Genomic DNA, 24,217 nt, shown 5'->3' on the forward strand with positions numbered 1-24,217 from the left:
GAGTTACCCTCCCAAAATACGCATCAAATCATTCATCAACACGCCTATCCGTTCAACAATTCTTTGGAGTAGAAAGAAAAAAGAAGGCATCAGAATAAGTAATAAGATAAAACCGACACCTATTTTCAAAGGAAAACCAACTGCAAAGATATTCATTTGTGGCACCGTTTTAGCAAGCAATCCAAGTGCAGCATCCACCAAAAATAAGGATCCGACAATCGGTAACGCAAGCTGGAATGCAATGACAAACATCGCGGCAAAAACCGTAACAAAGAATTCTGAAAGATCTGCTGCAGAAAACAACCAATTTCGTGTGCCCACAGGGACAAGAGCTACACTGTGTAACATTCCATTTATCAATAAATGATGGCCATTGATAGCTAGCAGAAATAAAATTGCTAATATGTATTTAAACTGGCCGATTATAGGGACTTGAGATCCCGTTTGAGGATCTATTACATTTGCGAGTGCAAAGCCCATCTGAAAATCAATAAATGCCCCTGCAACTTGCACCATATATAAAATCATGGCAGCTAAAAAACCTAGACTCAGCCCAATGACCAATTCCTTGAAGATTAATACCGTGTAATAGCCATCCAGTTTAAACGGCTCTGTAGTAGGTACAACTGTAGTCGTAAGTAACGCTAGGAAAACCGCAAGACCAATCTTAAGTTGAGTCGGTATGTTTCGTTGCGAAAAAATCGGTGCAATTAAAAAAAATGCACTCATCCGAATCAACACGAGTAGGAAATAGGGAAAACTAGCAATTGCTTCGTCCCACGTCATCCGATCAACATCGGCAGTTCTCGGAATAGATTGCGTGTAAAGTCAACAATCGTCGTCAACATCCACGGTCCGAACAACACAAGAGATAAAAACACTGCGAGAATTTTTGGAATAAATGAGAGTGTCTGCTCTTGGATTTGCGTCATAGCTTGAAAAATACTAACTAGCAAACCAACTCCAAGTGCCACGAGCAAGAGAGGAGCAGAGAGCATGATGACTGTATAGACCGACTGTTCGGCAAGTTTGATTACTGCATCTGGCGTCATAAAACCTCTCCTCTCTAGAAACTCATGAGTAGCGACTCGACAATTAAGTTCCAGCCATCTACCAAGATGAATAATAAGATTTTGAATGGCAATGAAATCATAACTGGAGGAAGCATCATCATCCCCATCGCCATTAATGTACTTGCTACGACCATATCAATAATTAGAAATGGAATGAAAATAATAAATCCAATTTGAAAGGCTGTCTTCAGCTCACTAATTGCAAATGCAGGAATGAGCGAGGTCAATGGAATCTCATCAACCGAGTTTGGTTTATCAAGCCCTTGGTAACTATAAAATAAAGCAAGGTCTTTCTCACGTGTATGTTTCGCCATGAACTCCTTCATTGGGCTTGCTGCACGATCTAAGGCTTCTTGTTGTGTAATTTCTTCCTCAAGATAGGGCTGCAGTGCCGTGTCATTGATTTCTGTCAGTACAGGGCTCATTACAAAGAATGTTAAGAACAAAGCGAGACCAACTAACACTTGATTTGGTGGCATGCTCTGCGTTCCTAGACCCGTTCGCACAAAGGACAATACAATGATGATTCGTGTAAAGCTTGTAAGCATAATTAAAATCGCAGGTGCTAAAGACAAGATGGTGAGCAGCAACAACAGCTGTAAAGTCGTTGAAACGTCTCCTGTTGCTTCTGTTCCCACTGAGATTCCAGGTATGGAGATAGACAAAAGTGATATCACGTCTTGTCACCTCGTGTCATCCATTCTTCTTTTTTCTCAAGAAGTCGTTTACGCTGATTTTCTAAGCTTGTTTGAAACACTTGTTGAAAGGGTGTTCTATGTATGTTTTCTTTGTTCGAAAGCACTAATTTTTGCTTTTGTTGTTCATCCGTGATTTCCGTCAATAGCGTAACGTTTTCCCCGACACCAACGATTAAAACTTGATCTCCCACCTGAACAACTTGGACTGATTTCTGTTGTCCGACAGAACTTGCCCCTAGGACTCGAATCACTTGACTAGCAGGTAGAGCATTTTGTCGAGCAGCTAAAAACTTAATCAACCCATAAATCAATCCAACAATCAATAGTGTGTAAAGAACCAATGAGCCAAGTACTGAAAATAAGCTTCGCTCTTCGATTTCAGTAGTCACTGTTGACTGTTCTTCGGAAGATGGATTTTTTTGTATGGATTCAAATACAGAAGGATCGGATGCTGCTTCTACTGAATAACCAGTTAGCCCAAAGAAAACTAAGGTCAACATAATCATGATGCGTATGTTCAACTTCAGTACCCCATTCCTAGCGAAGCTTGGCAAGGCGATCTGCTTGGCTACTGATGTCCGTCACACGAATTCCAAATTGTTCATCGATGACCACCACTTCTCCAACAGCAATCAATTTTTGGTTGACCAAAATATCAACTGGTTCTCCAGCTAATTTATCTAGTTCGATAATTGACCCTTGCGAAATTTCCAATATTTCTTTTACTGTTTTACGCGTTCTTCCAAGTTCAACAGTGACATTCAGTGGGATATCCAGAAGCATATCCAAATTCGTTTTATTCTCACCAGTCGGTTTAACTTGCTCAAAGGAAGAGAATTGCGCTCGTTGAATGCTGGGTTCATTGTTTTGAGGAGGTTGCTCTGACATATGCGATTCTCCTTTCGATTGATTATTTGGTGAAGAAGTAGCTAGGTACGGCCACATTATTCTAAATACTACATAATTTGAGTTATATTCAGCTTCAAACTTTGCTTCAATCCATTTAGAAGTATCTCCTATCAAATGCCACTCAACCGTAGAATGATCCTGAAGAGTATCTTGGCTAATCACTGTGAATTGCCCAAAAGGTTTGGAGAAGAGTTCAGAAAATCTACTTGTTTCGAGAGGGAACTTTTCATCTATTGGAATCACTAGTAGTAATGGTGAAGCATTTTCATTTTCAAGGCGGATTAATTGATTCCTTGCCGGAACTACAAGATGTGGCTTATCGATGATACCTAGTTCAATCAGTTGTAGGGTTATCTCATATCCTTCACTATGGAAGGCTTCTTCACATAAAGGAATATTTACTTTCAATGTATTTTCAAACTTCTCCATTGATTCATCTACCGGAACCAGAGCCAACAGTTGATTCAATTCTTCAGGTGTCAGTTCTTCAAAATTTGTCATCTGATATCCTCCTGTTCCACTATTTGAATAGCTCGTTTTCCTCGATGTAGTCCAACCTGTCCTCTATAAACAACTTTTTGATCGATGTATACAGGGATGAAATCGTCAATAGCTGTAGATAATCTTAGGGTATCACCAGTTTGCAATGACAAAAGGTCTTTTACATCCAACGTACATTCACCTAAAACAGCCTGTAAGGTTAAATCTGTGTCATAGACGCCACTTTGTAGTAGCTCTCGAGATGCAAGTGTTGATTCATCATTTTGAGAGACAGGAGATTCAGAAAGAGACAGATAAGGTACCAATTCTTCAAGTGCCGTCACTGGGATAACCAATTCCACTGATTCCTCAAGTGCACCAATCTGAATTAAAGACTCTACAATCATGACACGCTCGCGCAAATGAATTGGAAAATTAAAGTCTTGAGCCAACTCAATACGTTCAAGCTTTGCTGAAATTGGGGTTAAAAATGAAAAAGATTCTGCATAGAGTTGCAACCATTCTTCTGCTAATGGTCCAATTAATACTCGGTCAATTTCTGTCAATGGTTTCTCTTCTATGGGCACCTCATGTCCACCGAGCAAAAATTCTGTACAGGCATGGATTAATCGATTAGAGACAATTAGTTGAAATTCTCCCTTTAGTGGTGGAAAGGTGGCCGTTATAACAATTGCCAAAGGGCTTAAATTTTGCGTGAAATCCTCATAGCTTTCTTGGCGAATTGAACCAGGAAAACCTGTAGTAAACTTATCTAGTCGAAGGCTCAATTGATTTCCGAGCTGTCGTGATACCTTCTCACTAACTCGCAGGAAGGAACGGACATGTCCTGGTGAGAGCTTACTAGCCCTTCTGAAATCATAGCTGATAGGCTCTTGACGTTGTTTCATCACGACAACTCCTTTCCATTAATTTGAAGACTTATGTTGTGCAGAAAATAATCCTATTTGTTGATAAAATGCCGTTACGCGATTCACAACATCTTGTTTTGACTCCAGTACATGAAGAGTTTTACCCGTAGTAAATGTGATGTATGTGTCAGGAGTCTCTTCAATCCGCTCAATTAACAACGCATTGATTGTCAACGGTGTACGATTTAATTTTGTGACCTCAATCATAATTTCACCCTATCGCTTTAAGTTTACGAGTTCTTGCAGGATTTCATCTGACGTAGTAATCATCTTCGAGTTCGCTTGGAATCCGCGCTGTGCAATAATCATTTCAGTAAATTCTTCTGTTAACTCGACGTTTGACATCTCAAGCATTCCCGATTGGATTTTAGAAACGTTTTCTTCTTCAACTCCAAAATTGATAGTTCCATTTGGACCTGCAGCAGTTGTCATCTCATAAAGTGACCCACCAACTTTTCGAAGACCTGCTGGATTCGCCGGAGCAAAAATTGCGATTTGTTGTCCAGCTAAGGCTTCTTCATTCCCTGTGTTTTTGTTCATTCCATATACTTGCCCATCGTCTTTAATTGCAAACGAGCTATACTCTTCAGGATTAATTCGAATTTTCTCTTGGTTTTTATTTAGTAAATAATGTCCTTGAGAAGTTCTAAGCGACCCGAACTCATCCACTACAAAGTTTCCTGTGCGAGTTAAATAATAACTTTGATTAACAGTAGGATTGTCAAATGCATCTGTTAGCGGATCTCCAACAATAAAGAATCCTTCTCCCATAATGGCAAGGTCTGTTCCCACTCCTGTCATCATTCCCGAACCTGGGTTATGATTTTGTTGAATACTTGCTGCTGATGACCCTAGTCCAACCTGTGCTGGGTTTACGCCAACGCTTGATACTGTTTGGCTTAGCATATCTTGAAACACGACAGAACTTTTCTTAAATCCTACTGTATTGACATTGGCGATATTGTTCCCGATTACATCTAGCTTAGTTTGAAAACCTTTCATTCCTGAAACTCCTGAATACATTGAACGAATCATACGTCATTTCCCCTTTTATGTAGTAGTGTCCGTGATAGGAGCGGCTTGAAGTAATGTAACAGTGGATAAATCAATGCGTGCATCGCCTTCTAACAATGTTGCATAGAACTTCCCTTCATCTTTGACAATAGACTGAACGACGCCACTTTCAACTTGAGAAGTGTCGGCATTTTTCCATGAAATCTGTTTGCCAATCATCTCTGCATAGTCCGCCATAGTCCCACCAGACATTTTTTCTGTATAAGATGTCATGGTTTTATTTAACGCAGTTAGCTGCTCTAAGCTTGTGAATTGTGCCATCTGGGCAATAAATTCAGCGTCTTTCATTGGCTCGAGAGGATTCTGATTACGTAACTGGGCAATCAAAATTTTCATAAATGCATCTTGCCCTAACCCTTGAGTACCACTAGTTTTTGTGTCTGTTGCTTGGTAAGTCGTTGTCCCGTTTACAGTCGTAATATTCATCTCGTCACCCCCTTACACGCTATAATCAATTCCGGATGATTCTTCATGTTGTGATGTTTTCGTGTTGTCTACTTCTTCACGATGTACTAGTGATTGTTCCTGACCCGTTGATGATTCCCTCTGGTGAGAATTTTGTTTGGTAGACTCTTTTTCTGAACGCCATTCAATATCGATACTTTCGACTAAAACTCCTTGATCGAAAAGTGCTTGTCTTAGTTGAGGTAACTGGTGTTCAATTGCTTCCTTTGCATGTAGTGATGAGGCAGCTAACTGCACGCGCACTGCCCCCTCTTCAACGGACACCAATAAATCAATATGTCCAAGGTGTTCAGGGAAGACTTGAACTCTAAGAGAACTCACCGAAGTAATTGAATCTCGAATTGGTGACATTAGGAATCTTGTTAGCTCTGTTCGCAGCGGTTCAAACTCTTTCGACTGAACAGACGACTTTCCGCTAAGTCTTTCAACCAGTTTTGTAGATTCAGGAGACAATACTAGTGAAATATCTTTCTTACTTTCTACCAAATGCTCCGAATTACTATCACCAAGTGAAGTTGGCTCTTCAAAAATTTCTGAGCTTTCACTGATTGCATGCTTACTCACAAGTTCTTGCTGTGAGCTTATTTTAAAATCATCAGGTGCTACAGTCTTCTTAGGAGGAAATGGAATGCCAGCTACTTCTTTTAAAATGCCTGAAAGCGGTTGACCATTTACTCGTTCAAGTGTTGACTGCATTTCACTGCCTGGGTCTTCGATTTTAAATAAACCCTCACTATCCACCAATGAATCCGCTCTACTTTTTGGTAACATTATAGGAATTGACTTAAAGTCATCTTCAACTGCACCTAATGCTTTTGGAATTGGATTTTTCGGCAATGTTATGAGCCCTTTGGGTAGCCAAGGCATAGTTTGAATGGGCATTGATATCGCTTGTTGACGACTTTCATATAAGGGAGTTTCGAGTAAAGGTCGCTCCTCTATAGTGGGTAAATCTTCTAACAGTTCGGCAACTTCTGTATGAACTTCCCTACTCACTTTCACTGAAAGAGTAGATTTGATTTCATCATCTAAAATTTCATTCTTCAATTCCTCAAGAACCCCCTCATTTTGTTGAAGAGCTTCGAATAATTGATGAAATGGACTAGATGGTGTGCAAGAAGTTTTCAAACTCACTATTTTGGGTTCAGATGCAGAAAACATGAATTCCGTTTGCAGAACTTTCATTTCATTCCTCCTACTTAGTTCCAGATAGTTGAAAACGAGTTGTTGTAAGTTCATCTAACGCTTTCTGTTCAAGTTGTTTTTGATGTTCACTATGAGTGGCGTATGCATTTTCTTTAAGACGGTCCCACTTTTTTGTTTCCTGAGAAACGGTGAGAAGCCTTTCTTCTTTTAAAACTAATTGATTTTTTAACTGGTCAGAGCTATTTTGAGTAACCTTTAGTTTATTAGAAATGTAAAGCTGATAAGCTTCATAATTTTGAAGCTCTTGTACACGAATGCCCATTAATTGTTTTTGCTCTTTTTCGTTGTAAAGCGTATGCAAGTCATCAATAATTTCTTGTTTACTCAATTCAACTGCTGAAAGTTGTGTACGTGATTCATGTACTTCAAGTTCAACTGCCTTTTGTTGAACTTCTCTTATATCTACAATTCTTTGATACTTATAGGAAAAAGTCACAATCAATTCCCTCCAAATTGTAAAATTAAGTTATCCACCGTTTCATTGAAAGCAGATGGTTGATGCCGATCTTGTAATTGAAATTCTTTAATTGATGGATAAAGAGCTATAGCATCATCTAATTCAGGCTGTCCACCAGGCTTATATGCACCAATGGCTAGCAAATCTTCCGCCTCTTGATAAATAGATAAAAACCTCTTTAATTTTTGAGCAGCCAATTGGTGCGATTTGTCGGTGATTTCATCCATTAAACGACTCACACTCGCTGTCACATCTATTGCAGGAAATAATCCTTTTTGAGCAATTTTTCTACTTAAGATGATATGTCCATCTAAAATTCCACGCACAGCATCTGCGATCGGTTCATTGAAATCATCCCCATCAACCAAAACTGTATAAATTGCTGTGATTGTTCCGTTCTCTGCCGTTCCTGACCTCTCAAGTAATTGAGGCAGTTTTGTAAAAACACTTGGTGTATATCCTTTTGTTGTGGGTGGCTCTCCAATTGCCAATCCAAGCTCCCTCTGTGCCATAGCAAATCGCGTAACGCTATCCATTAACAATAATACTTGGTGGCCTTGATCCCGAAAATATTCTGCAATGGCTGTTGCAGTTTGGGCACCTTTTATCCTATGAAGTGGAGATTGATCGGACGTTACTGCAACCACAACTGATTTTTCTCGCATCTCTTTACTTAAATCACGTTCAATAAATTCACGAACTTCTCGTCCTCGCTCACCGATTAGGCCAATAATAATAATTTCAGCTTCTGTTTGCCGAGCTATCATACCTAGCAGTGTGCTTTTGCCTACTCCACTTCCTGCAAAAAGACCAATGCGTTGACCTTTACCAACTGTTAATAATCCATCTATCGCCTTTACACCTAACTCTAAAGGTTTATCTATTCTAGGTCGTGTGAGTGGAGAAGGAGGCATTCTGTCAGTCTGTGTATAAACCAAACCTGCCATTGGACGAGAGCTTTCTAAAGGTCTTCCAAAACCATCAATTACAGCACCTAAAAGTCCTCGTCCCACTGGTATTTCAAGTGTTCGGTGTGTCGACACTACAAGGGAACCTGGACCAATTTGGGATAGGTCACCGTATGGCATGAGCATCAATCGATTTTCTCTAAAGCCTACAACTTCTGCTTCTACAGGTGTTGCAAATTCGCTCGGATATATGAGACAAACCTCACCTATCGTGGCATGTGGACCTAATGACTCTACAGTCAAACCTATTACCTGAACGACTTTCCCTTGCTTTGTTGTGGGTTGAATGGACTGTAATGCATCAAGATAGAGTGTTGGATTCCATGTACTCATAGGCATTCTCCTCACTTAGTTTCACTAAATGATTTTTAATCTCCGCTAACTGGCTATCGATTCGTGCATCATAACGGCTCGCTTGCGTATGAATAATGACGTCTCCACTCGATAATTCCTTCACTGGTAGAATTACTAGTGGCGTGAACGGCGGAAGAATACTCTCTAATTCCTCTCTTTGTAATTGGATAGCATTAAAATCTTCCAATGAAACATGTATGGTAATCTCTTGCGTATCTTCAACTCTTTGTAGATGTTGTTTCACTACGTGTACAACATTAGAAGAAGATGCACTCAGATAATTCGCAACGAGTTTATTTGAAACCGATAGAGCAAGTTCAATAAGTTGCCGCTCAGCACTAACAATGTAGCGTTTTCTTTCACTTAAAATCGTTCTTTGAAGCTCAGCTAAGTTATTCGCTTGTTCTTTTAGAAGTGTGTCTGCATTTTGCTTAGCTTGATTCATCCCGGAGGCAAACCCTTCTTCCCAAGCACTTTTTTTAATCTGTTCACATTGCTCTTCCGCTTCACGCAACGCTTCAGCGAGTATCCTTTTTTTTTCTTCCTCTAATGATTCAAGAAACTCTTGTCTTTCTTTATCCACGCTAATTGTTTGATCAAGTGGAGAAGTAGCGCTTTGGTTCTGCCATGGAACAGGGATTGGACGAGAAAGTTCTGGGGTAGAAGGTAGTCGAATGAAGTTAGCCAATGACTTCATCTCCTTCAGGTCTTGTAATCGTGATTTCTCCACTCTGCTCCAATTGTCGTACAATCGCTACAATGGCTCCTTGAGCTTCTTCTACTTCTTTTAACTTTATTGGTCCAGTCATTTCTAATTCCTCGAGAACAGTTTCTGCCCGTCGAGTTGAAATAGATTTTAGTAATACTTCACGAATCTCTTCTTCAGTAACTTTTAATGCTTTAATAAGATCTTCATCTTGAACATTTTGCATAACACGTTGAAGAGACCTGGCATCTAAGAGTGGTAAATTTTCAAATATGAACATCTTCTGACGTATTTTTGTGACTAAGAGTGGATCTTGTACTTCAAGGCTTTCAAGAATTGATCGCTCAGTTGCGCGATCCACTTGATTTAGCATTGTCACAATTGAATCCACACCATCATAATCTCTCATCTTGCCTAGGCTAGTTGTGGATAATTTCGCTTCAATTACACGTTCAATTTCTTCAATAATTTCATATGCTGGGGGTGTCAGTGTTGCAACACGCTTTGCAACCTCAGAACGCTTTGGATTATCTAGTAGTGATAAAATCGCTGACGCCTTTAAAGTTTCTAGTTGAGATAGCACCACTGCAATTGTCTGGGGATGCTCGTCCCGAAGTGCTATGAAAAGACTATGTGTATCAACCGTTCGCGCAAATTGGAAAGGTTTTGGTCGCGATTTAGTCGTAATTCGTGTAATAACTTCTTTTGCCTTCTCACTACCAAGTGCTTTCTCTAAAACTTCGTGAGCGTAGTCTATTCCGCCCTCGTCCATATAGTCTTGAGCTATCATAATTTCATAGAATTCATCAATCACATGTCGTGTTTGACTACTTCTCAAATGTCGAACTTTAGCAATTTCAATGGATAGTAAATCAATCTCTGCTTCAGAAAGATGTTTAAATATTTCAGCAGATGAGTCTGGCCCTAATCCGACCATTAAGATAGCAGCCTTCTGAATTCCTTTTAATTGTTTGGTCGTTGGCGATGGTGTGGTCATAAAATCACTCCCTACTTATCTGTCATCCATGCTCTTAATAATTTCGCAAAGTCTTCTGGTTGTGTAGTTGCCAGTTTTTCAATCATGTCACGCTTCGGATTCACACGTGTTTCCACTGCCAACTCTTCAGCAACTTTTGTTTCAAGCTGTACTAAAGCCTCTTGTTCCATCTCATCAAAGAACTCTTCCTCTTTACGTTTGCGTATACGAGCTATAACAATGAACGCCACAACAACTAATGCAAATAATAAAACGCCACCTACGATAAATACATACGGATTTTGTAGAAGTCTAGATAGAGTGAGTGGGTTTTCCTCCACTGCAACCTCTTGTTTTCCTAAGAACTCAGTTGCAAAAACTGTCACACGCTCGTCTACATTAAGTTCTTCTGGTGGTATTTCGTTTAGGCTTAGAGAGGCTGCTACCACATTAGAAACAATCCCTCGAACTTCACCTACAAGTTCCGGTGAAAGACTTGTAGGGTCATTGGCAATCGGTGGTTCTATGCCCACATTGATTGTTAAATCGTCGATGATATATGGATTTTTTTCAATTTGTCTTTGAATGCGATTAATTTCACGATTGATTCGTTCTTCTGTTCTTTCAGAATCACTTGTTTCCGCACCGTCAACTCCTGGAAAATTAGGAATTTCCCCTTCCCCAGTACCTGTTGCATCCTCATCGAGTCCTGATTCGCCTGTGTAAGACTCCACAATGCGTTCAACACTTATATCTAAACCTTCATTTGTTTCTTCAATAGGAGCTTGTACTAAATTTTCTTCTCTTCTCTCCGTTGTAAAATCTACACTTGCAGTTACAGAGACAATCACTTTGTCTTGTCCCATTAGCATACTTAGCATTTGTTGAATTTCACGTTGGATATCTGTTTCAATACCTTTTCGTACTTCCCTTTGCTGCTGATAAATAGATAAGGTTGTATTCGCTTGCCCCTCATTTTGAACTTCATAGACTTGTCCATTTTGATCCATAATCACAATTTCTTCAGCAGGAAGGTTTGGAACACTTTTGCTAATTAAGTGGTAGAGACCATTCACTTGGCTCTGCTCTAAATAAAAACCAGGGCTACTACGTAATACTACAGATGCACTAGCGGTCTTCGTCTCTTCAGTAATCCAAATTGACTCTTTTGGAAGCGTAATCATTACATTTGCATCTTGTACACCATCAATTTGTCTTATAAGTGTAGAGATTTCTGTTTGCATGGCATCTCGCTCAACTACATCAAAATGGCGATCTGTCATTCCCATGCCCATATTTTCACTGAAGATACTGTAATTCACACTACCATTTCTAGGAATTCCTTCAGCAGCAAGAGCTAATTTCAATTCATTCACTTGTTCACGTGGGACGCTCAATGAAGTTCCATCAGCTGCTACCTCTACTTGAATCCCTCTTTGTTCGATTGCAGCTTTCACTTCTCCAGCCTCAGCAGGAGTCAAATTATTATAAAGTACTGTCATGGATGTTCTTGTTAGAAAAAATAACACGACCGATAAAAGTAATAAGGAGATTAAAAATGTGATGATTCCTAACTTTTTCGTTCTCGGAGGAATCGCATTCCAACTTTCTCGTGCCTTTAGTTGAATTTGTGCAAATTGTTCTTTCATATGTATGTCACGACCTACCTTTGTCTAGACTTGCATTCTCATCACTTCTTGATAGGCCTCTACCATTTTGTTTCGGACTTGCATTGTAAGGTCCAATGAAAGACTGGCTTTTTGAGCAGCTATCATTACTTCATGAACATTCTCAACTCGGCCACTAATTAGGCCTGCTGTCATCTGATCCGAAACTTTTTGTGCCTGATCTACCTGTTGAATGGATTGTTGCAAGAAAGCTTGAAAACCAGCACCAGCGATTTTCGCTTCTGCTGGTTTAAAAAAAGTTGGATTTAAAAATGTGGTTTCAGTGGTCCCTGTTAGTGGATTCATTTATGTATCTCCTCATTTGCCAATTTCTAAGGCTTTCATAAACATACTTTTAGAAGCATTAAACGCTGTAACGTTTGCCTCATATGAGCGAGTGGCAGACATTAAATCTACCATTTCTTTTAATGGATCAACATTTGGTAAAAGTACATATCCCGCTTCATTTGCCTCTGGATGTTCTGGATCAAAGATTTGTTGGAATGGACTCTCATCATTTTTTATTCGATCGACAGTCACACCTGTTGTAACCGACCTCCCATTGAGGGCAGTTGAAAACTGCTGATGAAAACTTTGTAATTCAACAATTTTTCTTCTATACGGTACCCATTCTCCATCTACAATACTGCCTCTAGTCGTTTCCGCATTTGCAATATTCGAGGATACAACATCCATTCGCAAGCGATTTACTGTTAATCCCGATGCACTTGCATTCATACCACTAAATAAGCTCAACTAATTCACTTCCCATCATTTATCACAGATCGCAGACTTGAAAACTTCCCATTAATCCGTTCTGTCAGCGCGTTATACCACAATTGATTTTTCGCAATTTCAGCCATTTCAACATCGATATCGACATTATTTCCGTTAGGTTGTCGCTGTGTACTTTGATTTATCTCTACTTTCAAACCATTCGCTAGTTCATTTGAGAAAGAGAGGTGTTGAGAGTTTGTTCGAATTGCTGTTAATTGATTTGATTGAAGGTGTTGATCTAGATTAGTCTTAAATGACACTTTTTGTGCTTTGTAATTAGGTGTATCGACATTGGCAATATTAGAGGCATGGGTTTTTTGTTTTAATGCAGCAGTATGTATTCCGTTCTCCAATTGACTGACTATAGGTGAAAAAAGGTTCATTCAAATCGATCCTTTCTACGCTTTTTTAGAAAAAGTCCTATTTTTGTAATTCTATGTTGTCGATTTTTAATTTATTTGTAACATTGCAAGATGAATAGTAACATAAATAATTTAAAATTAGTTTAGGACTATTATCACAAAAATTAGGTTTGTGTGAAAAAAAGCCTATTTTTGCAGATTATTTGTGCTATTATTTGGTCTATAGAGTTCGAAAATTGTAAATGTATAGGATTATGGAGGGGATTGAGTATGTTTCGAGGTTTGTATGCCGCTACTTCAGGTATGATGGCCTATAATCGACAACAACAAATATTGACAAATAATTTGTCGAATGCTGTTACCCCAGGATTCAAGAGTGATATCACGACCTTTCGAACCTTCCCGCAACAGTTGATTGAAAAAATGGGCGGTCCAAATTCAAATGCGAATTATGCTGGAACGTTGAGTGTTGGCACTTATGCCCAAGAGGCTATCCCACAATTTACGCAAGGTATTTTAAAACAAACTGCAAATACTACTGATTTTGCATTACAAAGTTCTTTTCTTCCTCAGGATTCCCAGACAAATCAAAGGAGAACTCTTGTATTTCAAGTGCAAACTGCAAATAATGAAATTCGCTATACCCAAAATGGTCAGTTCGTCGTTGATCAAACTGGGGTTTTAAGAACAGCAGCTGGTGATCGAGTTTTAAATCGAGCTGGAGAGCAGATTCAATTATCGTCATTAGATTTTAAAGTGGACGATCAAGGTTTGTTAGAAATCGATGGAGTTATTTCTGACTCTCTTTGGATTGGATACGCTTCAGATCCTCTTTCTTTTGTTAAAGAAGGATCTGGTCTACTGCGTTATGAAGGGGCTGCTGAAAATGCACCAGTACTGGCTAGCACTTCAGCAATCGCTGGTACAGGAAGTCCGTTAGTGTCACAAGGATTTCTTGAACAATCCAACGTGGACATGACACGAATTATGACGGATATGCTGAAAACATATCGAGGATTCGAATCGAATCAAAAAGTAATACAAGCATATGATCAAAGCATGCAAAAAGCAGTGACGGAAATCGGACGTGTATAAGGGAGCTAGCAGACAATGATTCAATTACATACTGCAACGTCATCGTTAAAACAACTTACTCAAAAAATGGATACGATTGCACATAATATGTCGAACCTAGATACAACAGCATACAAACGACAAGATGTACTCTTCTCTGATGCGCTAACAAGTGCCATGACTATGCAAGCAGGTCGGTATGAGACTGGGCGTGCTACTCCAAATGGTCTTCGTTTAGGTAATGGCGTTGTACATATGGGAACAACTACATTAAGTGAACAGGGTAGTATTAAGACTACAAATCGTCAATATGACATCGCTTTAATGCAGAAGAATACATTTTTCAGTGTAGGCGCTGGAGATACTTCTTATTATTCTCGAAGCGGAAATCTAGATGTCGCTTTCAATCCACAAGATGGATTTAACTACTTAGTAACAGGCTCAGGTGATCGTTTACTTGATATATCATGGCAACCTTTGCGGTTTGATGAAGATTTAGATTCTCTACAAATCACAGATCAAGGGCAAGTAATAGCAAGGTTTAAGAATCAGGCAAAGCCAGCTGTTACCTATACTCTTGAGCTAACGCAAATTGACCGTCCTTCTACTATCGTTGAGAATGGCGTGAATCGTTACTCATTTATAGGAAATTTACAGCAGATGACGGCTGATGGTAGTTTTACTCGTCTAAATGGGAATGCCCGTGCAGGACTAGTAACACAAGGCGCTCTAGAACAATCCAATGTTGACATGACTTCGGAAACTACGGAAATGATTGCAACGCAACGATTGATACAATCTACTAGTCGCGCAATCTCATTTGCAGATGATATGCGGGGTCTTATCAATACAATAAATAAATAAAATAAGCCGAATTGCAAGTAAGCAATTCGGCCTTTTTATTTGATGTTATTTTAAATAATCCACTAGTGATGCCGAGTACAAACGACTTGTTGCTGCTAATCCTGCTTGGTAAGTAGCTTCTTCACTCTTCAGACGTGTTAGCACTTCCGCCATATCGACACCTTCAATGGATGAAAGTTTTTTCGTTTGTTCAAGTTTCGTGTCTTCTAAACGATTTTGAATAGATTCCAGACGATTTTTCCTGGCGCCTGCCACTGCTAAAACGTCTGTGATTTGGTCAGTTGCAGCTTTCAATGCATCAAGATCAATATACTGATTAGAAGATAAATTACTTTTCATATCAGCAAGCGTAGTAAATAAATCTCCAATTGCATTATCTACTGGTAAAGTCACCTCTAATGATGTTCCCTTCGCCACTTGAATGACCTTTGGCTGATCTTTTGTAAATAAAGCTTCGCCGTTAACTTCAAAGTTTACAATAGACTGTAGTTCAGTTGTGAGCTCAGTCAATTCATTGTTTATAATATCTCGCTCACCTTTAAACAAAGCATCATTGTTTGCTTGAATACCTAGTTCGTTGATACGTTGCATAATGCCCGACATGGATTGAAGTTTATTATCGACTTCATCTAGAAAGAGTTCCGCTTGGCCTTGATTTTTTTTATACTGCTCTAAATCAGCAAGCTGATGCTTCAATTTCATCGATTGGACAGTTTCACCAGGTGCATCTGAGGGACGCTGACTCTTTTTCCCACTTGAAGCTTGTGCAAAGGTTTCCGTCATTCTCACCATATTCTGTTGAATACGCTGTGTTGATTGGTTATGTAACATTTGATGACTTATTCTCATGCTAAATACTCCTCACTATACGCCCATTCGATTAATAATTGTATCAAGAAGCTGATCGGTTGTTGAGACTAATCGAGCCGCTGCATTATAGGCATGCTGATACTTTATCAAGTTAGACATTTCTTCATCTAGAGAAACACCCATAACCGATTGACGATCTTGTTCTGTTCCATTTTTTGCAAGAATCGCAGTATCTCGTGCACGATTTAAGCTATTTGTTCTTGTTCCAAGTTCGCCAATCATTCCTTGCCATAGTTGATGGTGCTTCTCTTTTTGCTCTTCTACCCTAGTTGAACTTTGACTAGAAAGTGGATTTGATGCTGCTGTAAAGCTAACATTTAATTCTTGTAAATTGTTTTTAAATGCAGCGATAGTTTCTTTTACTTTACTAATTCCTGCTAGAGCTCCAGAATCAACTTGGGTAGTAGATGTAAATGAATTGAGGATTTCTTTGCCAGCAATCAATCCAATCCCATTTTGCAGTTGGAGTGAAATCATTCCTTTTTCACCAGGAGTTACTCGAAGTCCAACTAATCCAGATAATTGATCAATCAATCGATCTCGTTGATCCATCGCATCGTTATCTTTTCCTCCTGAACGATAAATCACATCATTTAACCCAGAAATTGAGATGAGTAAAGAATTTGCTTGCTCCCGTGTAACAACTTCCTGTTCATTTAATCTTGATTCAATTGCATTTATTTCATTTTCTAGATGTGAAGCAGTTTCTACAAAACTTTTAAATCGCTCATTCAGTACTGCCTTAGAACCTGAGTCATTGGGATTTGTAATGACAGTCTCCCAGGCATCCCAAACATCTTGCATGGCTTTTTGCATGTTTCCATCATTTGAGCCTTGCATTAGCTTTTCAAGCTCACCTAATGCGGATGCTTGCATTGATAAGTCCCCTGCTTGTGCAGATTGCCCCCAGAACTTACTATCAAGAAATTGATCACGTAATCTAGTGATGGAATCCGTTAATACACCAGTGCCTAATTGGCCATTAGGTGATTGAGTAGTGAAAACTTGGGTAGGCGTCGAAGAAGTAGCACCTACACTTTGTCTAGAATAGCCAGGAGTAGCAGCGTTCGTCATATTGTGACCCGTTGTATTTAATTGTGTTTGGGCAGTCGTAATGCCACGCTTTCCAACTTCAAGTCCGTGAAACGTAGACATCTTTTGTCCTCCTACTAGGCTTTAAAATCAAATGCAACTGAACGTCCTGGAGTTGCTTGATTGCCTGGTTGATACGATTGGGATTCATTCTGTTCTGTAATTTGTCCAAGTAAATACCGGGTAAATTGCAGCGCATCTTCTAATAATTGCTGATTAGTTTTTAACTGCTCTCGAAGCTGTTTCTGAAAACGTTGCATTTCTACTATAACTTCATCTGGCTGAGGAAGAATTTGCTGTTTTTCTAGTGTAGAAAGTTCTTTAAGAATAGTAAGTTCTTGTTTATTTAAGGTTTCTAACCTCTCTAATTCTCTTGTGGTTATCGCCTGTTCTTTTTCAATGGCTAATTCTACTAATTGTTTCACAAGAGCAAGTAATTGATTTCCTACATCACTCATTTTGATTCTCCTTGTTTTCCAAACCAAAAATCACTTATATCTGTAGCAATCTTCTTTGTGTCGATTTTGTAGGTTCCCTCTTCAATTTGTTGTTTAATCATAGTAACCTTCTCTTGTCGAACAGCTGCCTGCGAAACTTTATGAAACATCTCCTGTGCTTGGCTAGAAATCTGAACGTGATCTTCACCAGTTGTCGCCAAGGTCGGTTTTACCTGCTGAACTTTTTGCGCCTTATTATATGATTGAACTTGGGGAAAATTCCCGGTTTTCTCTACATTCATTTCCTTCACCACCTTACTTAAAGTATCGGCTGATTCACCAGTTTGTTTAGCTTTTATTGTACTTTAAATTCTGTCACCATGACACGAACAACTTTTTCGCTTGGTATAATCTCTTGCACGGCTTCTTTCATCCGGCTCTCAAGTGTTTCAAGCCCTTGCTCTCCCTGCAGTTCTTGTCTCTCGAGACTTGTCATAGTAGAGATAACTGCGGCTCGCACTTCAGGAGCATAGTTATCCAATACTTCCCTACCTTCAACTTTGTCTAATTCAATTGCGAACTGAACTACCGCAAACTCATTAGAAGCAAGGTTTGTTGTAATTGTGTCAGTCAAAAAACGCTTTAGCGCGATTTCTTCAATCTCTTTTGCTGCTTTCGCTTCAACTTGCTTCTCTTGATAGTAGCCATATCCAAAGTATCCACCAATAGGCAGGGCTAATGCGATAAGAACTACTAGTATTATTTTTTTCATTATTCTACTCCCCTGCAGTTTGCTCTACAAATCGAGAAATTACAATTTCTACTCTGCGATTTTCATTTCGTCCAGCTTCTGTATCATTTGAAGCAATTGGTCGGTATTCTCCATACCCTGTAGCGCTAAAGAGTCTTGGATCTAAGTCTTTATTTTCCAAAACAATTTTCATGAAATTAATGGCACGAGCTGAACTTAATTCCCAGTTCGTTGCATATTGCCTTTTGTCTGTTGGAATATTATCAGTGTGCCCCTCAATGTAGACAGTACGCGAAACTTCCGACTCAAACATTTGCGATAGCTCTCTAGCAATTGTCGCAGCAGGGGAACTTAAATCAGCACTACCCGATTCGAATAATATTCCTTCTCCAATCTTCACAATCAATCCTCTATCATCGATTTCAGTTGTAAGCGGTGGGTTTAAGTCTGCTTCATCCGCAAAATTAAGCAGAGCTTGTTCCATCTCTTCAAGTTCTTGCTGATCTTGTACAGCCGAGAACAAATCTTCTCCTTCTAGCTCCGTATCAGAAGTTCCACCTGCACCGGGCTCAGTTTCTGTATCATCTTCTATAGCTTCCTCATCAACGATTGAAGGAATCTCAGAGGACGTTCCATCATCTTCTGAATCAGTTGGTGAATTCGAATCTAAAATTCCAGTTCCTCCACTAAGTTCACTAGCAAATGACTCTGCAACTGCTTCAAACTTCTTCGCATCGATTTGACTTGAAGCAAAGAGAACAATAAATAGGGCAAGTAGGAGAGTCAAAATATCCGCGTAAGGAATGAGCCAAGATTCATCTATATGTTCATCATGTTTCTTTTTACGCTTCAACTTCTTCACCTACTTTGGCTTTTCCTTCCACTTTCAAATCGCGCTCTTTAGAAGGCAAGTAAGTCTTTAGCTTTTCTTCGACAACGCGAGCAGGTAGCCCCTCTTGAACCGCAAGTATACCTTCTATCATGATTTGCTTAATCTGAGCTTCCTTTGCTGTCTTCTGTTTTAGTTTATTAGCAAATGGATGCCACATGACATAACCAGAGAAAATACCGAACAGTGTTGCAATAAAGGCTGCTGAAATAGACTTTCCTAATAACGCTACATCTTCTAGGTGACTCAGCGCTGCAACAAGTCCGATAACAGCTCCTAGTACACCGAGTGTTGGCGCATATGTACCAGCTTGAGTAAAGATTTTAGCCCCAACTGCATGACGTTCTTCCATCGCCGCGATGTCTTCTTCAAGTAAATCTCGTATCATATCCTGTGACTCTCCATCGACTACCATACGAAGCCCTCGCTTCAAGAACTCATCGTCAGTCTCCTCACTTGCATTCTCAAGCGCTAAAAGACCTTCACGACGGGCTATAACAGTCCATTGAGAAAATAGTGGAATTAATTCTCTTACAGAGTATGTAGAGGATTCTTTAAAAATAATTCCGAACAATTTCGGGATTTTTTTGAATTCATCCATGGGAAATGCAATTAAAATACAAGCAAGTGTCCCAGCAAATATGATGACAAGCGCTGCTCCATTCAATAAAACTGCAGGACTTGAACCTTTCAATATCAATCCACCGACTAAGACAACAAAGGCAAATATAAAACCAAACCATGATGTGCGATCCATTGCTGACACCTCTTTCTTAAACGGTAACTGTTCCAGTCATCATTGTTTTCCATGTATCTCGTAATTCGCGTACTAAGTCTTCTGCGAGCGCTAGAGTCTCTTGATTATTCGTCGTATTCGCTTCTATCAATTTTTCGTTTATAAACATATACAATGCATCTAAATCTTTAGAGATTGGAATATCCATATCCAATGTGATTCGAAACTGTGTGATAATAGCCTGTGCCTTTACTAGGTGAATATGTTTTTGCTCAATATTCTTTTCTTCAAGTGCACGTGAGGCTAATTTTATAAATTTCAAACATCCGTTATAAAGCATCAACGATAATTCTTGTGGTGAGGCTGTTTGAACAGCGTTGGTTTGATAAATCTGAGAAGCATTATACACGCTGGCTTCCTCCTTTTAATTTCTACTATCTATATAAGACCCATGGTGATCAGGTGCAGGACGATATGCTTGAGATACTCGCTTTTTTGAACGAATCATCTGGACATTCGTTTGTATCATTCCAAAAATAGACGTCATTTTTCCTTGAACTACTTTATCAAGTTCAACTAACTCCGGTTGTTTTAGAATTGCTCTTTCCTCCGGATGAAGTTGAGAGAGTTCGTTTAAAATTAATTGACGCTGTTCCAATAATTGATCGATTCTTTCTATCCCACTTTCGCCAACAACATCTGAAGGCGTCGTCTCAAGCATAGAATCACAGAGCGTGTTAAGCTCCCACGTGAGGGTGACAAGTCGCTCTATTTGATGCATCATCTTAGAAACCACCCATCATATTTTGTTGTATCCAACTACTTTGTTGATTCATCTGATTCATTGCGCGTTCCATTGCTGAGAACTGCTTCCAATAGCGCTCTTCTATACCTACAAGGCGATCTTGCCAGACACGAATTTGAGTGTCCATCGTTTTTAAACGCTGAGTGAGAATACTGTTATCTGTAGTTGAAGTTGGAGAGCCTGCCCGAGAACTCAATTTTCGAATTGAATCATTTACTTCTTTATACACACGCTCAGCTACACCTGTAGCGCCTGTTTTTGTAGTGAACAATTGCATCACTTCTTCAGGTTTTTCAGCTAGTGCTGCTCTTAGCTTTGTTTCATCTATATTGAGTTTTCCACCTTCTCGGAAATTACCTGTAGTGATTCCGATAGAAGATAAAGTAGTTAGACTACCCGTCGGAAGTCCTGTCACAGGATCTGCAAATGCGCGGCGTAGTTTGGTGAGTGTATCCCTCAAAATGGGATCTGCTCGTAACAGCCCACTTTTAGCTTTTTCATCCCAAAGTTTTGCTTCTGTCTCTGTCAGGTCTTTTCTCTGTTCATCCGTTAAAGGTGGGAAGTCACGATACTTTGTTTCCGCCACTTGTTTTTCAAACTTCTCAATCATTTCATTGTAGGCAGTAATGGCTTTTTTAATTGCTTGGAAAGGAGCTTCTGTATCAGTAGAAACAGTAATCGTTGAGTTGCCTATAGCTTTTAGTTCGATTGTCACTCCATTTATAGTAGCTGTGTTTGTCGAGAGATTTGTGACTGGAATACCATCATACGTGAAACTACCATTTGTAGCCTTTCCAACATTTGAGGATGAGCTTGTTGCTGTATTGATAGATGAAATTGATTCTCCTGTAATCCGTTCTCCTAATTCCGTACTACTAAATTCTAGGGAAAAGTTCTGTGCCTCGCCCATCCCTTTCGTTGAAATAAAGAAACGTGAAGTAGTCGTATCAAATCCTGCACGAAGTTCTGTAGTCTTTCCTGAAGTAGTAGATTGAAGTCTTGAAGCGACATCTGCCATTGTCATCGTTTCGGTTACTTCAATTGGATCCCCTACTGCATTACCAGCTGCATCTTTAATAACGATGGTTCCTGCTGTCCCAATTTGAGAAGTAGAGAGCGTCTTTGTTCCATCGGCTTGTTTTAAGTCTGTGGCACTATGTAGTTTTGCCCCTTGAGCTAAAGATTGAACAGTGACTTGATAGCTTCCTGCAACTGCACCACTCGATGCTTTTGCGGTTGCAGAAGTCCCAGTTGTGGTAGCACTAAATGCATTAAACGCACTACTAAAGCGAAGTCCTTCAAAAGCAGACCTGAAACTTGCTAGTGCTAAGTTCGTTTCACGATAGGCATCTTTTTGCCACTCGGTCCAAATTTTTGTTTGTTTTAATTTATCGAGCGGCAATTTTTCAGCCGTCATCATTTCTTTCACCATATAATCAATATCCATGCCGGACCCTAAACCAGTTATACGCATGTAACTACCTCCTTGCTCATAATCGTTTGTCGACCATTAACCCTAGTCGTTGAAGAATGGCGGCTTGATAATCGAGAATTTTTTTACTTGGAATTTCGCGGATCACTTCATCAGACTCTGCATTTACGACCTGTACATAATAATCATTCAAGTCTTCATGGTAGTGAAAGCGGACTTGAGTTGTGTGAGGCTCTAACCATTTAGCAAATTGATTTACTTTTTCTCTCACTTCATCTCTTGTTAGCTCTGCCTTATCAGTGTTTGAAAACTGTATCTGCTTTTCTGTTTTCGCTTCTTTTTGAATTACTGTCTTTTCAGGAAAACTAACTGCTTGGATATCCATGAGTCCATCCGCTCCTTTGTAGCTCATTACTAGTTCTATCGGCTAAATTTGAAAAAAGTTTAGATAAAAAAAGAAGGATGAATGAATCATCCCTCTTGTTAAATAAAATTTGCCATTTTTTTTGTAACGCCAGTTACCCAATAGTTGTTTAAACCAGTTGGATCATTGCTTGCTCCAACCGGTGCATACTTCGCACCGATTTGAGAAATTGTTGTAAGCCCTTGATTTAAATAGTTTCGACGTAGATTACTTGCCATCGCTTCAATACTTTCTTGAAGTGTTGAATAGGTGCGTAACCCGTTCGGTCCCATCATTCCAGCAACATTATTTTTTTCATGAATTGCTCGCGATGTCCCATTTCCGGTTTCATGTTGAGCAATTGAAGCTAAAAACTTTGGGTTTAAATCATACTTCTTTCCTGCTGCAATAAAGTCTTTAGCAGTGCCAGACAATTTCCCGCTTAGTTTACTCTCCATATCTAGCAAACTAATAGCTTGAAAAGATAATGGAGTGCTTCCATTTGATGGTGAAGTGACTTGTTCAGTTGGTGAAAGTGTTGGAACTTCTGGTCCAAGAGTACTCCAGTAAACGGGAGAATCTTTTTGAACTTGATTGGAAGCAAGAGATACCCAGTTCGCTGTCGGATCTGAAGACATGACGGAGTTAAGCATTGTCGAGAACAAAGCTGTCTGGGTTTGTCCATTTTTCTGTGAAGAAACTATTTGACGTGGTTGTGATAAAGTTTGCATGGTCTTTAAATAGAACCAGTTGGAATCAATGAGCGACGTCATAGGAGACTCCTTTCTCGTAGTGTTTCTTTTATCATACGGAATCTAGCTCATGGTTGCGAGGATTTTTTGACTTTCCCAATAAAAAAAGCCTCCCGAAGGAGACTTGTTTTAGAAATTAACGAAGTAATTGAAGTACTGCTTGTGGCTGTTGGTTAGCTTGTGCAAGCATCGCTTGAGAAGCTTGAGTCAAGATGTTGTTCTTAGTGAACTCCATCATTTCTTTAGCCATATCTACGTCACGGATACGTGATTCAGCAGCAGTCACGTTCTCAGAAGCTGAAGCCAAGTTATTTGTTGTGTGGTTCAAACGGTTTTGGTAGGCACCTAATGTAGAACGACCAGTAGAAACTAAATTAATTTGTGTATCGATAGTTCCAATAAGTGTAGAAGCTGTAGCCGAATCCGTTACGCTTGCAGCAGTAAGTGACCCTACAGCAGTTTCAACAGCTGTTAAATCGATACCAGATGTTGCAAAGTTTAATGTCATTACTTCAGATGCATCAGCACCGTTTTGAATCGAAACAGATCCAGCACCACCGCTACCAGCTGTTGCATCAAGTAAATTTTGACCATTGAACTTTGTATTATCCTTAATTGTAGTAATTTCAGAACCTAATTGCGCCAACTCTCCACCAATCGCATTGCGCTCATCAGCACTGTTTGTATCATTTGATGCTTGTACTGCTAGTTCACGCATACGTTGAAGAATTTCGTGAACTTCACTTAAAGCTCCGTCAGCTGTTTGAATCATCGATACGCCATCTTGTGCATTACGTTGCGCTTGCTCAAGACCACGGATTTGGTTGCGCATTTTCTCAGAGATTGAAAGACCAGCTGCGTCGTCTGCACCTTTGTTGATACGTTGACCAGAAGATAATTTCTCCATTGAGTTTTGTGCTGCGCCAGATACTTGGCCCATTTGGCGGTGCGTGTTAAGTGCTGCTAAGTTGTTATTGATAATCATGATTTCTACCTCCATGTAGATGTAAT

31 protein-coding genes and 3 pseudogenes are annotated in these 24,217 nt (G+C 39.5%); 2 read left to right on the plus strand and 32 right to left on the minus strand.

Annotated features, from left to right (window positions below; all coding sequences use genetic code 11):
• Window positions 1-3: 3 nt before the first annotated feature.
• From fliR to flgB, 18 genes and pseudogenes are all read right to left on the minus strand, one after another.
• Complete coding sequence (gene fliR, locus JOD03_RS04275; protein WP_204589602.1) at window positions 4-786, minus strand: flagellar biosynthetic protein FliR; 783 nt, start codon at window positions 784-786, stop codon at window positions 4-6.
• Window positions 783-1,052 carry a flagellar biosynthesis protein FliQ gene (gene fliQ, locus JOD03_RS04280; RefSeq protein ID WP_204589603.1) on the minus strand — a complete coding sequence of 90 codons (270 nt, stop codon included), beginning with the start codon at window positions 1,050-1,052 and terminating at the stop codon, window positions 783-785. The genes fliR and fliQ overlap by 4 nt, the downstream gene beginning before the upstream one ends.
• Before the next feature lie 14 nt (window positions 1,053-1,066).
• Window positions 1,067-1,747: a flagellar type III secretion system pore protein FliP gene (gene fliP, locus JOD03_RS04285; RefSeq protein WP_338032434.1), complete on the minus strand. Its 681-nt coding sequence runs from the start codon at window positions 1,745-1,747 to the stop codon at window positions 1,067-1,069.
• Window positions 1,747-2,292 carry a flagellar biosynthetic protein FliO gene (locus tag JOD03_RS04290; protein WP_204589605.1) on the minus strand — a complete coding sequence of 182 codons (546 nt, stop codon included), beginning with the start codon at window positions 2,290-2,292 and terminating at the stop codon, window positions 1,747-1,749. The genes fliP and JOD03_RS04290 overlap by 1 nt, the downstream gene beginning before the upstream one ends.
• A 16-nt stretch (window positions 2,293-2,308) precedes the next feature.
• Window positions 2,309-2,623 (minus strand): annotated as a pseudogene (gene fliN, locus JOD03_RS04295) (flagellar motor switch protein FliN); the annotation flags it as partial.
• A 554-nt stretch (window positions 2,624-3,177) separates the two neighbouring features.
• Window positions 3,178-4,068: a flagellar motor switch protein FliM gene (locus JOD03_RS04300; protein ID WP_204589606.1), complete on the minus strand. Its 891-nt coding sequence runs from the start codon at window positions 4,066-4,068 to the stop codon at window positions 3,178-3,180.
• Between the two features lie 18 nt (window positions 4,069-4,086).
• Entirely contained in the window at window positions 4,087-4,296 is a 210-nt protein-coding gene (locus JOD03_RS04305) for a flagellar FlbD family protein (RefSeq protein WP_204589607.1), read from the minus strand.
• Between the two features lie 9 nt (window positions 4,297-4,305).
• Entirely contained in the window at window positions 4,306-5,124 is an 819-nt protein-coding gene (locus JOD03_RS04310; RefSeq protein ID WP_204589608.1) for a flagellar hook-basal body complex protein, read from the minus strand.
• Between the two features lie 15 nt (window positions 5,125-5,139).
• Window positions 5,140-5,589 carry a flagellar hook capping FlgD N-terminal domain-containing protein gene (locus JOD03_RS04315; RefSeq protein WP_204589609.1) on the minus strand — a complete coding sequence of 150 codons (450 nt, stop codon included), beginning with the start codon at window positions 5,587-5,589 and terminating at the stop codon, window positions 5,140-5,142.
• Window positions 5,590-5,601: 12 nt separating this feature from the next.
• Window positions 5,602-6,867, minus strand: a complete 1,266-nt coding sequence (locus JOD03_RS04320) for a flagellar hook-length control protein FliK (protein ID WP_204589610.1) — start codon at window positions 6,865-6,867, stop codon at window positions 5,602-5,604.
• On the minus strand, window positions 6,824-7,270 hold the full coding sequence (locus tag JOD03_RS04325; RefSeq protein ID WP_204589611.1) for a flagellar FliJ family protein: 447 nt from the start codon (window positions 7,268-7,270) through the stop codon (window positions 6,824-6,826). Before JOD03_RS04325 ends, JOD03_RS04320 begins: the two co-directional genes overlap by 44 nt.
• Before the next feature lie 2 nt (window positions 7,271-7,272).
• A complete protein-coding gene (locus JOD03_RS04330; protein ID WP_204589612.1) occupies window positions 7,273-8,592 on the minus strand; it encodes a FliI/YscN family ATPase in 1,320 nt (439 codons plus the stop codon).
• A complete protein-coding gene (locus JOD03_RS04335) occupies window positions 8,561-9,301 on the minus strand; it encodes a FliH/SctL family protein (RefSeq protein ID WP_204589613.1) in 741 nt (246 codons plus the stop codon). The genes JOD03_RS04330 and JOD03_RS04335 overlap by 32 nt, the downstream gene beginning before the upstream one ends.
• Entirely contained in the window at window positions 9,294-10,316 is a 1,023-nt protein-coding gene (gene fliG / locus JOD03_RS04340; protein WP_204589614.1) for a flagellar motor switch protein FliG, read from the minus strand. The genes JOD03_RS04335 and fliG overlap by 8 nt, the downstream gene beginning before the upstream one ends.
• Window positions 10,317-10,327: 11 nt before the next feature.
• The gene (gene fliF, locus JOD03_RS04345; protein WP_204589615.1) at window positions 10,328-11,944 is read right to left on the minus strand and encodes a flagellar basal-body MS-ring/collar protein FliF; all 1,617 of its coding nucleotides are present in this window, start codon (window positions 11,942-11,944) and stop codon (window positions 10,328-10,330) included.
• Between the two features lie 24 nt (window positions 11,945-11,968).
• Window positions 11,969-12,268, minus strand: a complete 300-nt coding sequence (gene fliE, locus JOD03_RS04350) for a flagellar hook-basal body complex protein FliE (protein ID WP_204589616.1) — start codon at window positions 12,266-12,268, stop codon at window positions 11,969-11,971.
• A 12-nt stretch (window positions 12,269-12,280) separates the two neighbouring features.
• Window positions 12,281-12,718, minus strand: coding sequence for a flagellar basal body rod protein FlgC (gene flgC, locus JOD03_RS04355; protein WP_204589617.1), 438 nt, complete (start codon window positions 12,716-12,718; stop codon window positions 12,281-12,283).
• A 5-nt stretch (window positions 12,719-12,723) separates the two neighbouring features.
• Window positions 12,724-13,122, minus strand: a complete 399-nt coding sequence (gene flgB, locus JOD03_RS04360; protein WP_204589618.1) for a flagellar basal body rod protein FlgB — start codon at window positions 13,120-13,122, stop codon at window positions 12,724-12,726.
• A 249-nt stretch (window positions 13,123-13,371) separates the two neighbouring features.
• Between flgB and JOD03_RS04365 the strand changes: the two genes are divergently transcribed.
• Both JOD03_RS04365 and JOD03_RS04370 read left to right on the plus strand, forming a co-directional pair.
• Window positions 13,372-14,196, plus strand: coding sequence for a flagellar hook-basal body protein (locus JOD03_RS04365; protein ID WP_204589619.1), 825 nt, complete (start codon window positions 13,372-13,374; stop codon window positions 14,194-14,196).
• A 15-nt stretch (window positions 14,197-14,211) separates the two neighbouring features.
• A complete protein-coding gene (locus JOD03_RS04370) occupies window positions 14,212-15,039 on the plus strand; it encodes a flagellar hook-basal body protein (RefSeq protein ID WP_204589620.1) in 828 nt (275 codons plus the stop codon).
• A gap of 45 nt (window positions 15,040-15,084) precedes the next feature.
• On the opposite strand, the gene JOD03_RS04375 is transcribed toward JOD03_RS04370, so the two are convergent.
• The 14 genes and pseudogenes from JOD03_RS04375 to JOD03_RS04435 all read right to left on the minus strand — a co-directional run bounded on the left by JOD03_RS04375 (window position 15,085) and on the right by JOD03_RS04435 (window position 24,191).
• Window positions 15,085-15,888, minus strand: coding sequence for a flagellin N-terminal helical domain-containing protein (locus JOD03_RS04375; RefSeq protein WP_204589621.1), 804 nt, complete (start codon window positions 15,886-15,888; stop codon window positions 15,085-15,087).
• Window positions 15,889-15,903: 15 nt separating this feature from the next.
• Window positions 15,904-16,056 (minus strand): annotated as a pseudogene (locus tag JOD03_RS13905) (flagellar basal body rod C-terminal domain-containing protein); the annotation flags it as partial.
• Window positions 16,057-16,290: 234 nt separating this feature from the next.
• Window positions 16,291-17,064: pseudogene (gene flgK, locus JOD03_RS13755) on the minus strand (flagellar hook-associated protein FlgK); the annotation flags it as partial.
• A 14-nt stretch (window positions 17,065-17,078) separates the two neighbouring features.
• The gene (locus tag JOD03_RS04385) at window positions 17,079-17,459 is read right to left on the minus strand and encodes a hypothetical protein (RefSeq protein ID WP_204589622.1); all 381 of its coding nucleotides are present in this window, start codon (window positions 17,457-17,459) and stop codon (window positions 17,079-17,081) included.
• Window positions 17,456-17,740 (minus strand): flagellar biosynthesis anti-sigma factor FlgM, encoded by a 285-nt coding sequence (gene flgM, locus JOD03_RS04390; RefSeq protein ID WP_204589623.1) that lies wholly within the window; start codon window positions 17,738-17,740, stop codon window positions 17,456-17,458. The genes JOD03_RS04385 and flgM overlap by 4 nt, the downstream gene beginning before the upstream one ends.
• Window positions 17,741-17,793: 53 nt before the next feature.
• A complete protein-coding gene (locus JOD03_RS04395) occupies window positions 17,794-18,210 on the minus strand; it encodes a flagellar basal body-associated FliL family protein (protein ID WP_204589624.1) in 417 nt (138 codons plus the stop codon).
• Between the two features lie 4 nt (window positions 18,211-18,214).
• Entirely contained in the window at window positions 18,215-19,051 is an 837-nt protein-coding gene (locus JOD03_RS04400) for a flagellar motor protein MotB (RefSeq protein WP_338032429.1), read from the minus strand.
• Window positions 19,032-19,835 carry a flagellar motor stator protein MotA gene (gene motA, locus JOD03_RS04405; protein WP_204589626.1) on the minus strand — a complete coding sequence of 268 codons (804 nt, stop codon included), beginning with the start codon at window positions 19,833-19,835 and terminating at the stop codon, window positions 19,032-19,034. Before motA ends, JOD03_RS04400 begins: the two co-directional genes overlap by 20 nt.
• 16 nt (window positions 19,836-19,851) lie before the next feature.
• A complete protein-coding gene (gene fliS / locus JOD03_RS04410) occupies window positions 19,852-20,223 on the minus strand; it encodes a flagellar export chaperone FliS (protein ID WP_204589627.1) in 372 nt (123 codons plus the stop codon).
• A gap of 15 nt (window positions 20,224-20,238) precedes the next feature.
• Entirely contained in the window at window positions 20,239-20,598 is a 360-nt protein-coding gene (locus JOD03_RS04415; RefSeq protein ID WP_204589628.1) for a hypothetical protein, read from the minus strand.
• A 1-nt stretch (window position 20,599) separates the two neighbouring features.
• Window positions 20,600-22,093 carry a flagellar filament capping protein FliD gene (gene fliD / locus JOD03_RS04420; protein ID WP_204589629.1) on the minus strand — a complete coding sequence of 498 codons (1,494 nt, stop codon included), beginning with the start codon at window positions 22,091-22,093 and terminating at the stop codon, window positions 20,600-20,602.
• A 16-nt stretch (window positions 22,094-22,109) separates the two neighbouring features.
• The gene (locus tag JOD03_RS04425; RefSeq protein WP_204589630.1) at window positions 22,110-22,436 is read right to left on the minus strand and encodes a flagellar protein FlaG; all 327 of its coding nucleotides are present in this window, start codon (window positions 22,434-22,436) and stop codon (window positions 22,110-22,112) included.
• 98 nt (window positions 22,437-22,534) lie between these two features.
• The gene (locus JOD03_RS04430) at window positions 22,535-23,227 is read right to left on the minus strand and encodes a glucosaminidase domain-containing protein (protein WP_204589631.1); all 693 of its coding nucleotides are present in this window, start codon (window positions 23,225-23,227) and stop codon (window positions 22,535-22,537) included.
• Between the two features lie 115 nt (window positions 23,228-23,342).
• Window positions 23,343-24,191, minus strand: a complete 849-nt coding sequence (locus tag JOD03_RS04435; protein WP_204589632.1) for a flagellin N-terminal helical domain-containing protein — start codon at window positions 24,189-24,191, stop codon at window positions 23,343-23,345.
• Window positions 24,192-24,217 lie beyond the last annotated feature (26 nt).

This window comes from Chryseomicrobium aureum, from assembly GCF_016909155.1.
In the GTDB taxonomy this organism is placed as follows: Bacteria; Bacillota; Bacilli; order Bacillales_A; family Planococcaceae; genus Chryseomicrobium; species Chryseomicrobium aureum.

Coding starts and splice junctions, on each gene's coding strand:
- motA (WP_204589626.1), bottom strand. CDS start 19,835: ATGGATCGCACATCATGGTTTGGTTTTATATTTGCCTTTGTTGTCTTA.
- JOD03_RS04300 (WP_204589606.1), bottom strand. CDS start 4,068: ATGAAACAACGTCAAGAGCCTATCAGCTATGATTTCAGAAGGGCTAGT.
- JOD03_RS04310 (WP_204589608.1), bottom strand. CDS start 5,124: ATGATTCGTTCAATGTATTCAGGAGTTTCAGGAATGAAAGGTTTTCAA.
- fliR (WP_204589602.1), bottom strand. CDS start 786: ATGACGTGGGACGAAGCAATTGCTAGTTTTCCCTATTTCCTACTCGTG.
- JOD03_RS04315 (WP_204589609.1), bottom strand. CDS start 5,589: ATGAATATTACGACTGTAAACGGGACAACGACTTACCAAGCAACAGAC.
- fliG (WP_204589614.1), bottom strand. CDS start 10,316: ATGACCACACCATCGCCAACGACCAAACAATTAAAAGGAATTCAGAAG.
- JOD03_RS04425 (WP_204589630.1), bottom strand. CDS start 22,436: ATGGATATCCAAGCAGTTAGTTTTCCTGAAAAGACAGTAATTCAAAAA.
- flgB (WP_204589618.1), bottom strand. CDS start 13,122: ATGAACCTTTTTTCACCTATAGTCAGTCAATTGGAGAACGGAATACAT.
- JOD03_RS04435 (WP_204589632.1), bottom strand. CDS start 24,191: ATGATTATCAATAACAACTTAGCAGCACTTAACACGCACCGCCAAATG.
- JOD03_RS04385 (WP_204589622.1), bottom strand. CDS start 17,459: ATGAGTGATGTAGGAAATCAATTACTTGCTCTTGTGAAACAATTAGTA.
- JOD03_RS04395 (WP_204589624.1), bottom strand. CDS start 18,210: ATGAAAAAAATAATACTAGTAGTTCTTATCGCATTAGCCCTGCCTATT.
- JOD03_RS04415 (WP_204589628.1), bottom strand. CDS start 20,598: ATGATGCATCAAATAGAGCGACTTGTCACCCTCACGTGGGAGCTTAAC.
- JOD03_RS04370 (WP_204589620.1), top strand. CDS start 14,212: ATGATTCAATTACATACTGCAACGTCATCGTTAAAACAACTTACTCAA.
- JOD03_RS04330 (WP_204589612.1), bottom strand. CDS start 8,592: ATGAGTACATGGAATCCAACACTCTATCTTGATGCATTACAGTCCATT.
- fliQ (WP_204589603.1), bottom strand. CDS start 1,052: ATGACGCCAGATGCAGTAATCAAACTTGCCGAACAGTCGGTCTATACA.
- JOD03_RS04320 (WP_204589610.1), bottom strand. CDS start 6,867: ATGAACTTACAACAACTCGTTTTCAACTATCTGGAACTAAGTAGGAGG.
- flgM (WP_204589623.1), bottom strand. CDS start 17,740: ATGAATGTAGAGAAAACCGGGAATTTTCCCCAAGTTCAATCATATAAT.
- fliE (WP_204589616.1), bottom strand. CDS start 12,268: ATGAATCCACTAACAGGGACCACTGAAACCACATTTTTAAATCCAACT.
- fliF (WP_204589615.1), bottom strand. CDS start 11,944: ATGAAAGAACAATTTGCACAAATTCAACTAAAGGCACGAGAAAGTTGG.
- JOD03_RS04430 (WP_204589631.1), bottom strand. CDS start 23,227: ATGACGTCGCTCATTGATTCCAACTGGTTCTATTTAAAGACCATGCAA.
- JOD03_RS04375 (WP_204589621.1), bottom strand. CDS start 15,888: ATGAGAATAAGTCATCAAATGTTACATAACCAATCAACACAGCGTATT.
- JOD03_RS04365 (WP_204589619.1), top strand. CDS start 13,372: ATGTTTCGAGGTTTGTATGCCGCTACTTCAGGTATGATGGCCTATAAT.
- JOD03_RS04305 (WP_204589607.1), bottom strand. CDS start 4,296: ATGATTGAGGTCACAAAATTAAATCGTACACCGTTGACAATCAATGCG.
- fliD (WP_204589629.1), bottom strand. CDS start 22,093: ATGCGTATAACTGGTTTAGGGTCCGGCATGGATATTGATTATATGGTG.